We start from the raw sequence: 12,987 nt of genomic DNA on the forward strand, positions 1-12,987 counted from the left end.
TCTTATCCCTCATTGCGGCAGCACCCGTTCAAAGTGGCCGTTGTGCTCACGATACCCCGCCTGGACAAAGAGTTTCAGCGATGCTGTGTTGTCCGGCAAGACCGTTGCATCAATCGCACGCAGCGCCGGCCACAGGCGGGCAATGGCGGCATCACCCGCTTGCAGCAGTGCACCGCCCCAACCCACGCCTTCGCGGCCGGCAAACAGGTAGATGGAGACTTCGGCGCGATCCGGCAAGTCGGCATTGCGGTCGTAGCGCAGCACGCCTACTGGGCCGTTGGCGCTTTCGGCGATCCAGAGCTGGCGGTCGGGGTTGGCCAGCGTGCGGGTCAGCCAGTCGATATGGGCATCCCAGCTGATCGGTTCGGAGTTGATGGACCAGCGGCGCACGTTCTCGGCATTGCGGCCATCGAACAGGCGCTGTGCATCATCCAGCGTGGCGGGGCGTAGCGTCAGGCAGGCGTGCAGCATGGCGGCGGCGACGCGTTGGGTGCCTTTGGCATCGACGAGTGCGCGCGATTTGTCGGCATAGCTTTGGCGGCGCGGGGCATCGGCCAGCAGATCGCTAATGGCTTTGCCAAGCTGGCTGGCCGTCACATGACGGTCGCGGCCCAAGTACTGGTGGATACCCGCCGCGTGCAGCGCCTGAGCATTCGGCTCCTGGTTATCAGCCACAGCTATGCACAGCGTGGGCACACCCAGCGCGGCGCGCTCCCAACTCGTCGTACCGCCCGCGCCGATAAACACGTCGGCCTGCTGCATCAGCGCCGCAAAGTCGGCCACGTGGCGATGCAGCGTCCAGTTAGCCTGGCCTTGTGCCTTAGCTTGCAGCGCATCCCATGCCGGGTTGGCGCTGCCGGCCACGATGTCGGCATGGATGGGCAAACCTGCCAGCGCTTCCATTGCCTTGAAGGTTTCACCGCCAGCATCCACGCCACCAAAGTTGACTACCACCCGGTCGGCTTTGGCGCGAATCGTGGGTGCAGGCACGCGGAACTCGGGGCGCAGCAAGGCGTAGCGTGGGCCGAGCAGTGTCTGGCAGCTTGCCGGAATCAAGGGTGCATAGGCATCCGCCGTGGCAGTCAGGTTCTGGTCGATCAGCAAATCTGCGTCGTGCGGGCGGTTGGCCAGGTCGTCGATCACGGCGATGCGCTGGGCAAAGGCGCGGGCACTACGTTGCCATTGCGCATCGAGGCCGTAGTGGTCAACCAGCAGCCAGTCGAACGGCGGCTGACCCGCCAACTGCGTTTGCAGCGCGGCCAGGTCGGCCTGCCAATCAATCAGGGATTCAATGTTGCCGGCGCGGTCGCCCGGATAACTGGCTGGCAAAACCAGCACGGCAAAGCCCGCATCGGCAATCCGTGCCAGTGCATTGCCGGGTAGTTCGCGGCTCGCAAAGCTGACGACTGCGCCCTGGTCGCGCAGTGCGTTTGCCAGCGTGAGGCAGCGCACCACATGGCCGGAGCCGATGGCCAGCGAGGCGTCGGCGCGAATCAGCACCCTCACGCGCTCTTGTCCCCGCCAATTTCACCGCCTGCTAGCAGTGCGCCGTACAGATACTCGGCGCGACGCCAGTCTTCGGGCGTGTCAATGTCTTGCACCAGATAACGCGGCAACACCACCGGCAAGCTGGCCGGCGAAAAGATCACGTCGCCACGCAGCCAGGCCTCTGCCCTACCCCAATAGAACTGGCCGGCATCATGGAACGCCTCTTCCAAGTCTTGCGAGCGAGTGTTGCGGTACTGCGGATACAGCGCATCCACGCAACCCGCCTCGTTCAGGCGGATGGCGCGTTGTACCGGGAACGGGAAGCTGGTAACCGAGAAGGCATAGGACTTGTCGGCATGCTTGGACAGTGTCTCAAAGCCTTCGCGCAGATAGCGCGGCTGCACAAACGGCGCGGTGGCGTAGATGCAGCAGGCCATGCTCACCGGCTCACCATCGTCTTGCAGCGTTTTGATCGCGTGCTGGATCACCGCAATGGTGGTCGTGTGGTCATCGGCCAGCTCGGCAGGCCGCACAAACGGCACTTCGGCGCCCAGCTCGCGTGCCAGCGTAATGATCTCGTCGTCGTCCGTGGTCACCACTACGCGGTCGAACAGGCCACTGGCTTTCGCTGCGGCAATCGAATACGCCAGCATGGGCTTGCCGTGGAACGGCTTCACATTCTTGCGCGGAATCCGTTTGCTGCCGCCGCGGGCGGGGATGATGGCAACCGTACTCATAATCTACCTCTTGTGTCTTAAGCCGAAGCGACGCATCAGCCCTGTATCAATGCACCTTTAGTCAGCAACAACTCCCGCAATACCGACCGATGGCAACGCGCTTCGTCCTCGCAATAACACCCTACCGAGAAATTGGTCTGGTGCGACAAAGCCGCCAGCAAGGCCAGATCATGCGCCGCAGCCGGTTCAGCCATCTCGGCCTTGTATCTCTTCACGAACGCCGCCCAGTCTGCGGGGCTTTCGGCGGCTTGGCCCAGCTTCATGGTCTCGGCACTTGGGGCGAGATTAGGAAACCAGACGTCGTACCAGTTTTGCGAGGCGAATTCGGTTTTGGGTACGCCGCGTGGTGGGCGGCGGACGGTGCCGAGGCGCAGGCCTTCTTTGGGCAATCTGGCAGAACCTAAGCGAAGGATGTGGATGGGCACGGGAAAACGCTTCTGTAGGTTCGGCTGAATGCAATGGGGCCAACGTTTACTAAAGTTACTTGATTGTTGGGCTTCCTATTTTCAGCCCAACCTACTGGCTAGGGAGCCATTCCCAATGATTTCAAAACATAAGCACCAATCACTGCTATAAGCACCCCCGAAATAATCTTGGCAAGCCCTCCAGAAAGCCACTTAAAAGGGGAATCCCTTTTCACCTCAGCCTGTTCGATCACATTTCCCTCACCAACTTGAACAGAACCATTCACAGAACCTGTAACGCTTACTTGAAAATTGTTCACAACAGACCCAGCACCATCACCTTGGCTATTCCTCTCATTTTCATCCTCTGCTCCCAAAAGTGACATATATGGATTCCTCTCCGTATCACTAAGATGCTTTAAATATTGCGTAAGAGCGCCAGTAATATTATCCCTAAGCACAACAAGATGATTAGCTTTAAGCTGATCTGCAACCACGCTTGAATTCCCATCCGGCACACCCAGAGACTGCGCCTTCTCCGCTATCTGCCTACTAATAGCCTCCATACACTCAGCGGATGTATACATACCCAAGTGCATTAGCATTTCACTGGCCGACAACTCTCTTGGGGACAGTCCACGGCTCGACTCAAAGAACAACTTCTTCCCCAGTACGCCAGCCAGATATCCCCATTTCATTTCCCGAGAAAAATGTTCAGAGTTACCAATAGACTCATTAAATTCCAACTCCTTAACCGATTGCTCAAAATACCCATCTGGAATGAGGCGCACCAAGTCATGTTCGACCTGCGCCTTAAGCTGCTTTAGCACCCACCAATCCAAATCATGCTCTTTAACCTCATGATGCATAAGTGAAATGTCTCAATGATTTATTAATTTATCAAAACAGCTGTTTCACAGCATCGATTACAACAACCTGATTGACTTTCTCCAACCCCGCAAACATCGGCAAACTCAACGCCTCGCGGTAATACGCCTCCGCATTCGGAAAATCCCCATCCTTGAACCCCAGCGCCCGGTAATACGGCTGCGTATGCACCGGGATGTAATGCAGGTTCACGCCAATTCCAGCAGCACGTAAGCCTTCAAACACTGCCTTATGCGTCTTGCCAATCTGATCGAGCTTGAGCCGCACCACATACAAATGCCAGGCTGATTCCGCATCCACTTGGCGCGTAGGCAATTGCAGCGGCAAATCCGCCAGCAGCTCGTCGTAACGCGCAGCCAGTTCACGCCGGCGGGCGACGAACTGATCGAGCTTTTGCAGTTGCGAGAGGCCCAGCACGGCCTGGATGTCGGTCAGGCGGTAGTTGTAGCCGAGTTCAGTCTGTTGGTAGTACCAGGGGCCGTGGCTGGGTTCGGTCATCAGCGCCGCGTCGCGGGTGATGCCGTGGCTGCGCAGGCGTTTGAGGCGTTCGGCCAGCGCTGGCCGGTTGGTCAGGATCATGCCGCCTTCGCCGGTGGTGACGATCTTGACCGGGTGAAAGCTGAAAATCGTCATGTCGGCGTAGTCGCCACAGCCGACCGGTTTGCCTTTGTAGCTGGCGCCCACGGCGTGGCTGGCGTCTTCGATCACCACAAAGCCGTAGCGTTGCGATAGCGCCTTGATCCGTGCCATATCGCAGCTCTGGCCGCTGAAGGCGACTGGGACGACGACCTTGGGCAAGCGCCCTGCCTTATCGGCCGCGATGAGCTTGGCTTCGAGTGCGTCGGCGCACAGGTTCCAGGTGTTCGGGTCGATATCGACAAAGTCGACATTGGCGCCGCAATAGCGCGCGCAGTTGGCGCTGGCGACAAAGGTATTGGGCGAGGTCCACAGCCAGTCGCCGGGGCCCAGATCAATGGCCATGCAGGCGATATGCAGTGCGGCGGTGGCGTTGCAGACGGCGACGGCGTGTGATGCGCCGTGGCGGGCGGCGACGGCTTCTTCGAAGCGATCAATGCTCGGGCCTTGGGTCAGCCAGTCGGATTGGAGGACTTCGACAACTGCGTCGATATCGGCCTGATCGATGCTCTGGCGACCGTAGGGGATCATGCTGGCTTCCTGCTCAGTGAGTAGGCCGGGCCGCGCGCCGGCCTACGTGTCGGGGGGTCTAGGGCGTGGCTTTGTCCAGCGCTGTCAGCTCGTCAATCGTGAGGTAATGCGGGTTGGTGTCGGACACGTATTCAAAGCCTTCCGCCACCTTCTTGCCCACTGCGCCCAGCGCGTTGGTCTGGAAATCGCTCTGGACGATGAAGTTGATGGCCGGGGCGATCACGTAGTGGTCGTCAAATTCAAACGTGTGCTGCGCGTCGTCGCGCGAGATCATCATCTCGTGCAGCTTTTCGCCGGGGCGGATGCCGACGATGCGGTGCGGCAAGGTTGGGGCGATGGCCTTGGCCATATCGGTAATTCTTGCCGACGGGATCTTGGGCACGAAGATTTCGCCGCCCTGCATGCGCTGGAAGTTGTTGAGCACAAAAGCCACGCCATCGTTGAGCGTGATCCAGAAACGGGTCATGCGTGCGTCGGTAATCGGCAGTGAATCGGCACCTTCCTTGATGAGCTTGCGGAAGAACGGCAGTACCGAACCGCGCGAGCCGACCACATTGCCATAGCGCACCACGGCAAACCGCGTCTTGTGGCCGCCGGTGATGTTGTTGGCAGCAACAAACAACTTGTCGCTCAGCAGCTTGGTGGCGCCGTAGAGGTTGATGGGGCTGGACGCTTTGTCGGTGGACAGCGCGATCACCTTGCTGACGCCGCATTCAATGGCCGCGTTGATCACGTTCTCGGCCCCGCCTACGTTGGTGCGGATGCACTCGGTGGGGTTGTATTCGGCAGCCGGCACCTGCTTGAGCGCGGCGGCGTGGACCACGTAATCAATGCCGCGCATGGCTTGCTTGAGGCGGTCGCCGTCGCGCACATCGCCCAGGAAGTAACGCATTTGCGGGGCGTTGAGTTCCTGCTGCATCTCGAACTGCTTGAGCTCGTCGCGCGAGAACACCACCACACGGCGTGGTTGGTGTTCCTTGAGCAAGGTAGCGATGAACTTGCGGCCAAAGGAACCCGTGCCGCCGGTGACCAGAATGGCCTTGTCCTTGAAGAAATCCTTGTCGCTCATGGCCGCTCGATCTTTATGTGGTGTTGAGGAAACTAGCCTAGCAATTAGTTTGCCAGTCTATTCATCCGGCAGATTGCCCAGGCCCAGCGCATCAATGAAACCAAAGGTGCGCATATCCTTGATACGCATGGGGTACAGCATGCCGAACAGGTGATCGCACTCATGTTGCGCCACGCGGGCATGAAAGCCGCTCACGGCGCGATCAATCGGCTGGCCGTGTTCGTCAAAGCCTTCGTAACGCAGTTGTGTGTAGCGTGGCACCACGCCGCGCATACCGGGCACGCTGAGGCAGCCTTCCCAGTCATCCGCCATCTCATCGCTCATGGGCGTGAGCACGGGATTGCACAGGATCGTGAACGGCACGGCCTCGGCATCGGGGTAACGCGCGCTCTTGAAGCCGCCGAAGATGGTGATCTGCTTGGATACGCCAATCTGCGGGGCGGCAATGCCGGCGCCGTTCATGGCGACCATTGTGTCTTTGAGGTCGGCAATCAGATCCATCAAGGCAGCCGAGCCGAATTCCTCGGGTTCGATGGGGTCGGCAACCCGCAGAAGCAGCGGGTCGCCCATTTTGACGATGGGACGGATAGCCATTAGTCAGCGTCTACCTTGACCACTTCTTCAAGGATGCGGTGTACGCGCTCGATGGCCTCGTCGAAGATCGACTCGGCGGCATCCATATCGATTTCATAGCGGCTTTCGCGGCGACCGGCCGCCCAGTTACTGACCACGGCAATCGCGGCGTAGCTGAGACCGGCTTCCTTGGCCAGGGCGGCTTCGGGCATGCCGGTCATGCCGACGATATCGCCACCGTCGCCGGCAATGCGGTTGATCTCGGCACCGGTTTCCAGACGCGGGCCTTGGGTGGCGGCGTAGGTGCCACCATCGATCAGCGCCTGCTTGCTGGCGCCGGCTGCCTTGAGAATGCGTTCACGCAGCTCATGGCAGTAGGGTTCTGTGAAATCGATATGCGTAACGGGCTTGTCGCCGCCTTCAAAGAAGGTGTGCTTGCGTCCGTAGGTGTAATCGATGATCTGGTGCGGCAACACCAGTGTGCCGGGTGGCATGTTGTCGCGGATGCCACCCACGGCGCAGACCGAAATCACGCGCTTGACCTTCTGTTCGGCCAGCGCCGTGATATTGGCGCGGTAGTTGATTTCGTGCGGCGGAATGGTGTGGCCGTAGCCGTGGCGGGCGATGAAAACGACCTGTTGGCCGTTGATTTCGCCAAAGGTCAGCGCGCCGCTGGGTTCGCCGTATTGCGTGCGAATCACCTGACGATGGGTGATTTGCAGATTGCGCAGCCGTGTCAGGCCGGTACCGCCAATAATGGCAAGCATGGAATTCTCCCTTGTTGTTGTGGACTGCCTTGGAAGCGCCCTTGAGCCTGCGAAGATGGTGCAGCAGGTTTACATAGACCAATTAGGCGCCAAAAACGCGGGGGCGACAAGCGCCTGCGTCAGACATCCAGGCTGAGTGTGTAGGTACGAAACACGGTGTCCCACTGCCAGCCATGCGCCTCGTAGACCGATTGCGCTGCATGGTTGTCATGGGCGGTGGAAAGTTGCAGATAGGCTGCACCGCTTTGCTTGCCCACCTGGCGGGCTTGTTCGAGCAGAGCGCCGGCCACGCCCTGCCCTCGGGCCGCAGGCGTGACATAAAGATCGTACAGGGTCCAGATGGGCGCCAGCGCAACCGAGCAGAAGCCAGGGTACATCTGCATGAAGCCGAGCACCTCACCGCCAGATTCCGCCAAGAATACTCGCGATTGACCACTGCTCAGGCGCATGTGCAGCCAGGTGCGGCATGCTGTGAGGTCGCTGGGTTGATCGTAAAACTGGCGATACGCATCAAACAACTTGGCGGCGGCATCGATCTGGTCGTGCGCATGCAGTTCACGCAGCTTCATCGCTGGATCACCGTGGCGCAAAACTGCTGCAGGTAAGTGGTGAACGCCGGGCCAATTTCCGGGTGTTTGGCACCGTAGGCCAGCGTGGCTTCCAGATAACCCAGCTTGGAACCGCAGTCGTAGCGCGTGCCTTCAAAGGGCAAAGCAATTACCCGCTCTTCATCGAGCAAGGCGGCAATCGCATCGGTGAGCTGGATTTCCCCGCCTTTACCCGGCTGGGCCGTGGTGAGGTGGCGGAAAATACGTGGCGAGAGGACGTAACGGCCCACCACGGCAAGGGTTGAGGGGGCTTCGTCGGGCTTGGGTTTCTCGACAATACCGGTGAGCTTGAGGCGGCCACTGCTGTCGGCCTCGGTGACCACAATGCCGTAGGAGCTGGTTTCCTCGCGCGGGACTTCTTCCACGCCGATCACGGAGCTGTGCGTGTCGTCGTACAGCTCCACCATCTGACGCATGACCGGCTTTTTGGCATCGATCAGGTCGTCGGCCAGAATCACGGCAAAGGGCTCGTCGCCCACCAGCGGCTTGGCGCAGAGCACGGCATGACCCAGACCCAGGGCTTCGGGCTGGCGTACATAAGCACAGCTCACACCCTTGGGCAGCACATTGCGCACTATCTCGAGTAAATCGCGTTTGCCCTTGGCTTCGAGTTCGGTTTCCAGCTCATAGGCTTTGTCGAAGTGGTCTTCGATGGCGCGTTTGTTGCGCCCGGTGACGAAGATCATCTCGGTAATGCCTGCGGCCACGGCCTCTTCCACGGCGTACTGGATCAGCGGCTTGTCCACGATATTGAGCATTTCTTTCGGGCTGGCCTTGGTGGCCGGCAGAAAGCGTGTACCCATACCGGCAACGGGAAAGACCGCTTTGGTGACTTTTTGCATGGCATGAACCCTTATGAGGTTTGCCCGATCAACGCCAGCAAACCGGCTTCATCCAGTATGGGGATGCCGAGTTCCTGCGCTTTATCGAGCTTGGAGCCAGCGGCTTCGCCGGCTACCAGATAATCGGTTTTCTTGGAGACCGAGCCCGCGGCCTTGCCGCCTGCGGCTTCGATCAACGCTTTGGCATCGTCGCGGCTCAGTGTCGGCAGCGTGCCGGTAATAACCAGTGTTTTACCCAGCAAGGGGCCGGTGGCCAGCAGCTCGCTCGGTTCGGATTCGGGCCAGCTTACGCCGGCTGCGCGTAGTTGTTCGATGACTTCCACATTCAGCGGCTCAAGCAGGAAGTCGCGGATCGATTGCGCAACAATCGGACCGATATCCGGCACGGCCTGCAAAGCGGCAATCGCAGCAGCCTCATCGGGCTGTGTGGCGGCTTCGATCAAGCCATCCAGCTTGCCGAAATGCCGTGCCAGATCCTTGGCGGTGGCCTCGCCTACGTTGCGGATACCGAGTGCGTAAATGAAGCGTGCCAGCGTTGTGTTACGGCTTGTCTCGATGGCTGCCAACAAGTTGCTGGCCGACTTCTCGGCCATGCGTTCCAGCGCGGCCAGTTTGACGATGCCGAGTTTGTAGATATCGGCCGGCGTACGCAGCAGACCGGCATCCACCATCTGATCGACCAGCTTGTCGCCCAGCCCTTCGATATCCATGGCGCGGCGGCCAGCAAAGTGCAGCAAGGCCTGCTTGCGCTGGGCCGAGCAGACCAGGCCGCCCGTACAGCGATAGGCTGCCTCGCCCTCTTCACGCGCTACATGCGAGCCGCACACAGGGCAGGCAGTGGGCATCTCGAACGGTTTGTACTGCGGCACCGTGCGGGTTTCAACCAGATCAACGGCTTCTTCCACCATGGGCCGGCGCTCGGCCACGATGCCGACAATCTCGGGTATCACATCGCCCGCGCGGCGCACGATGACGGTATCGCCCTGCCGCACATCGAGTTCGCGGATGCGGTCCAGATTGTGCAGCGTGGCGTTGGTGACGGTGACGCCGCCCACAAACACGGGCGCAAGCCGCGCAACCGGGGTGATCGCACCGGTGCGGCCGACCTGCACATCGATGTCCTCGACGGTGGTCAGCATTTCCTGCGGCGGGTATTTATGCGCCACGGCCCAGCGCGGTTCTCGGCTCACAAAGCCCATGCGTTCTTGCAGATCGCGGGCGTTGACCTTGTAGACCACACCGTCGATATCGAACGGCAAGGCATCGCGCTTGGCAGCGATAGCTTGGTGGAAGGCAATCAGACCCGCCGCGCCCTGCGCGACGACGCGGTCGGCGCACACCGGAAAACCCATGGCAGCCAGTGCATCGAGCATGCCGCTGTGGGTGGCCGGTACAGTCCAGCCGTCGACTTCGCCCAAGCCATAGGCAAAGAAGCTCAGCGGGCGCTGCGCGGCAATCTTCGGATCCAGCTGACGCACAGCACCGGCGGCCGTGTTGCGCGGGTTGATGAAGGTTTTCTCGCCTTTCTCCTGCTGGCGGGCGTTGAGCGCGTCGAAATCATCGCGACGCATGTAGACCTCGCCGCGCACTTCCAGCACCGGTGCGGTAACGCCCGCCAGGCGCAGCGGAATCTGGCCGATGGTGCGGATGTTCTGGGTGACGTCTTCACCGGTTTCGCCATCGCCGCGCGTGGCGGCGCGCACCAGCACGCCGGCCTCAAAGCGCAGGCTGATGGCGAGACCATCGAACTTGAGTTCGGCGGCGTATTCAACCGGCGCATCGGCCTCGGTGAGGGCCAGTTCCTTGCGGACACGCGTATCGAAAGTCTCCGCACCACCGGGGCCGGAATCGGTCTCGGTGCGGATCGACAGCATGGGAATCACGTGCCGCACGGGCGCAAACGCATCGAGCGGCTTGCCGCCCACGCGCTGGGTGGGCGAATCGGCCGTGCGCAGCGCCGGGTTGGCGGCTTCGAGGGCGCTTAGTTCATTGAACAGGCGGTCGTACTCGCCGTCGGGCACCAGGGGCGCGTCGAGTACGTAATAGGCATGGGCATAGCGGTTGAGCTGATCGCGCAAGTCGGCTGCGCGCTGGATATCGGCGTCGCTCATGGCCGATCAGGAGAACAGGCGCAGCGCGGCCACACCGCCTGCGGGGATGCCACGGTCGTCCATGCGGCCATACAGGGCCACCAGCTGCTTGCGGATGGCGGCCAGATCGGCCGGCTTGAGCGAGCGGTTGTCGTCATCGACCAGATCACCACCGAGCGTCAGCGCCATTTGCTGTGCCAGATCGGCCATGCGATCAAACGCCTGTTCGCCACCGGCTACGCGTGGTACATCGAGCAGCAGCGTCACCGACGGGGTTTCATCGAGCGCGTCCATCGGGCGGTGGTGGCGATCACACAAAATGAACAGCGGCTGGCCGGATTCGGACCGGGCATGGAAGGCACCATCGGCTTCGAGCACCAAGCCGGCGGTTTCAATCATGGGCGTCAACCGGCTCACCGGGAACGGCGCACGGCTGGAAACCACGCTGAGGCCGATCTGCATGTCGACATCGGCGCAGAATGTATCGAGTTCATGGGCGACATCGAGCTTGTCTTCGCGACGCGGGAACGAGGCCACACCGCCCACGGCTTCGGCAAAGGCACTGATCTGCTCGCAGAACAAAATGAGCTGCGCCTCGCTGACCGCACCCTGGCGATCCACCAGCTGCACGCCAACGCGCAACTCGTGGTAGCGCTGACCGGGGCGAATGACTTCCCACTCATCGTTATCGGCGAGACCTAGCGCGCGTACGCGCTTGCCGACTTCGATCGTCGGCACTTGCGAGAAATCGATTGGTTCGGCGGGATGCACTTCAGCAATGTAATCGAGGGCGGGGTCCAGTACCGCTACCGCCAGTGCGAGCGAATCGCTCAGATCCACCGATTCGGCGGGCGCCGTTACCGCCGCGCCCAGCACCGGCGCAGAAGGCATCAGCGAAGGCTCAAGGCGCATGCCCTGCTCGCCTTGTCGCACCATGTTCTTGGGGGTTTCCAGCAACACATCGGGATGGTTGCGCGCGAAGGCTTCTGTGGCGCGCTTCTTGAAACGCCATTCTTGCCAAGCGTTATAGCCCCAGACACCGCCGACCAGCGCGACGCCCAGACCCAGGGTAATCCAGTGAAATTCGGTCATGCAACAGCTCTCCGGGCGCGAGTGGCCCGCTTAGGTTTGCGCGGGAGCTTAGCGGATAGACCGGGATGCGCCAAGGACTGGGGGAAAGTGTTGCAAGGTGGCCTAGCCGTTTGCTGCCCTGCCCTCGGCCGCCCAGCTCTGCGCCATGGCGGTAAAGGCGTTGACGAGCATGGCATCAAAACGGGTATCCAGACCACCATGTATATCGAATACCGCACGCAAGGCACCGCGACGATCGTCGCCACCGTACTTGTGCACACTGGAGTAGAAATGATCCGCGCAAGCCAGCATCTGTGCACCGGGATGCAAGGGTTGTGTGCGCGAGGGGAAGCCTCGGCCATCTGCCCAGTGATGGTGCTGCCGGATGATCAGCGCGGCTTCATCGAGCCCCTTGCCGAGCGCTTGCAGGCATTGTGCCGATCGTTCCGGGTGACCTGTCCAGAGTTCCCAGCCTGCTTCCTTGGCATTGGCCGGTGGCTTGTCCAGCATGGCATCAGGCAGCGCCAGCATGCCGACGTCGTGCCACAGCACGGCTAGCGTAAGTGCCTGCACGTTCTGGGGCTGGGGATAGTGCTGGTTGAGCGCCAGGACCAGTTCCAGCTGGCGTTCCGCGCGATCATGCCATGCAGGGATACGCTGCACGAGGCACTGCGACAGCAGCAATCCCTGACGGTGTGCAACGCTGTATACGGCAGCGGGAATCGGCGGCGTGGCCACCACGACCGGACCACTGGGAATCAGATCGCCAGGATCATGCGCAGCGATCAGCACATGGCGCGCGGCCTGATCGGCGGCGGGCTGGCCAATGGCCATGCCGAGTTCTTCCACCGCTCGCAGCAAGCCACCAATCGGGGTTTCATCAAAACGGCGAGTGGTGTTGAGCACCCGCGCCATTTCCCGCACGCGGTCCATGCTCTGCAACACCGCCTCACACACAAAGGGGGAACAGGCGTAGCGATGTTCGCGCAGTGCCTGCAGCACGTTCTCGACCAGATTGACCAGCTCGGCAATCGGCGTGGCCTTGCAGTAGACGAAGTCACCCTTGATCGTATGGACATGGCGAAATGCGCTGGAGACCAGATCCACCGAGTCGGGATAACGGACCAGTTCCTGCATGTCGGTTTCCAGCGCCGGCAGGTGGTCCGATATTTCGGTCATGACATCCGGCAGCAATTCGAAATCGACTTCAGCGACGTTCATGCCTGCTCCTAGGGTGTTGGGCAACGCAACGGCGGTTAAACCGGTACAGCGGCTTTGCTGCT

At 60.8% G+C, this 12,987-nt stretch carries 13 protein-coding genes; all 13 read right to left on the minus strand.

Annotated elements, in window-relative coordinates:
• Positions 1–9: 9 nt before the first annotated feature.
• On the minus strand, positions 10–1,506 hold the full coding sequence (pseG, locus tag O9X62_RS06595; RefSeq protein ID WP_269532004.1) for a UDP-2,4-diacetamido-2,4,6-trideoxy-beta-L-altropyranose hydrolase: 1,497 nt from the start codon (positions 1,504–1,506) through the stop codon (positions 10–12).
• A complete protein-coding gene (gene pseF, locus O9X62_RS06600) occupies positions 1,503–2,225 on the minus strand; it encodes a pseudaminic acid cytidylyltransferase (protein ID WP_269532005.1) in 723 nt (240 codons plus the stop codon). Before pseF ends, pseG begins: the two co-directional genes overlap by 4 nt.
• Before the next feature lie 35 nt (positions 2,226–2,260).
• Positions 2,261–2,650 (minus strand): DUF488 family protein, encoded by a 390-nt coding sequence (locus O9X62_RS06605; protein WP_269532006.1) that lies wholly within the window; start codon positions 2,648–2,650, stop codon positions 2,261–2,263.
• Positions 2,651–2,748: 98 nt separating this feature from the next.
• Positions 2,749–3,498: a hypothetical protein gene (locus tag O9X62_RS06610; protein WP_269532007.1), complete on the minus strand. Its 750-nt coding sequence runs from the start codon at positions 3,496–3,498 to the stop codon at positions 2,749–2,751.
• A gap of 31 nt (positions 3,499–3,529) precedes the next feature.
• The gene (pseC, locus tag O9X62_RS06615) at positions 3,530–4,684 is read right to left on the minus strand and encodes a UDP-4-amino-4,6-dideoxy-N-acetyl-beta-L-altrosamine transaminase (protein WP_269532008.1); all 1,155 of its coding nucleotides are present in this window, start codon (positions 4,682–4,684) and stop codon (positions 3,530–3,532) included.
• A 58-nt stretch (positions 4,685–4,742) separates the two neighbouring features.
• On the minus strand, positions 4,743–5,753 hold the full coding sequence (pseB, locus tag O9X62_RS06620) for a UDP-N-acetylglucosamine 4,6-dehydratase (inverting) (RefSeq protein WP_269532009.1): 1,011 nt from the start codon (positions 5,751–5,753) through the stop codon (positions 4,743–4,745).
• Between the two features lie 57 nt (positions 5,754–5,810).
• Complete coding sequence (locus O9X62_RS06625; protein ID WP_269532010.1) at positions 5,811–6,347, minus strand: peptide deformylase; 537 nt, start codon at positions 6,345–6,347, stop codon at positions 5,811–5,813.
• On the minus strand, positions 6,347–7,093 hold the full coding sequence (locus O9X62_RS06630) for an S-methyl-5'-thioinosine phosphorylase (RefSeq protein WP_269532011.1): 747 nt from the start codon (positions 7,091–7,093) through the stop codon (positions 6,347–6,349). Before O9X62_RS06630 ends, O9X62_RS06625 begins: the two co-directional genes overlap by 1 nt.
• Before the next feature lie 119 nt (positions 7,094–7,212).
• Positions 7,213–7,662, minus strand: a complete 450-nt coding sequence (locus O9X62_RS06635) for a GNAT family N-acetyltransferase (RefSeq protein ID WP_269532012.1) — start codon at positions 7,660–7,662, stop codon at positions 7,213–7,215.
• Positions 7,659–8,543, minus strand: coding sequence for a UTP--glucose-1-phosphate uridylyltransferase GalU (gene galU, locus O9X62_RS06640; protein WP_269532013.1), 885 nt, complete (start codon positions 8,541–8,543; stop codon positions 7,659–7,661). The genes O9X62_RS06635 and galU overlap by 4 nt, the downstream gene beginning before the upstream one ends.
• An 11-nt stretch (positions 8,544–8,554) precedes the next feature.
• Positions 8,555–10,654 carry an NAD-dependent DNA ligase LigA gene (gene ligA / locus O9X62_RS06645; RefSeq protein ID WP_269532014.1) on the minus strand — a complete coding sequence of 700 codons (2,100 nt, stop codon included), beginning with the start codon at positions 10,652–10,654 and terminating at the stop codon, positions 8,555–8,557.
• 6 nt (positions 10,655–10,660) lie between these two features.
• Positions 10,661–11,725, minus strand: coding sequence for a cell division protein ZipA C-terminal FtsZ-binding domain-containing protein (locus O9X62_RS06650; RefSeq protein ID WP_269532015.1), 1,065 nt, complete (start codon positions 11,723–11,725; stop codon positions 10,661–10,663).
• 102 nt (positions 11,726–11,827) lie between these two features.
• Positions 11,828–12,925 carry an HD domain-containing phosphohydrolase gene (locus O9X62_RS06655; RefSeq protein ID WP_269532016.1) on the minus strand — a complete coding sequence of 366 codons (1,098 nt, stop codon included), beginning with the start codon at positions 12,923–12,925 and terminating at the stop codon, positions 11,828–11,830.
• Positions 12,926–12,987 lie beyond the last annotated feature (62 nt).

The organism is Chitinimonas sp. BJYL2 (assembly GCF_027257935.1).
Classification (GTDB): domain Bacteria; phylum Pseudomonadota; class Gammaproteobacteria; order Burkholderiales; family Chitinimonadaceae; genus Chitinimonas.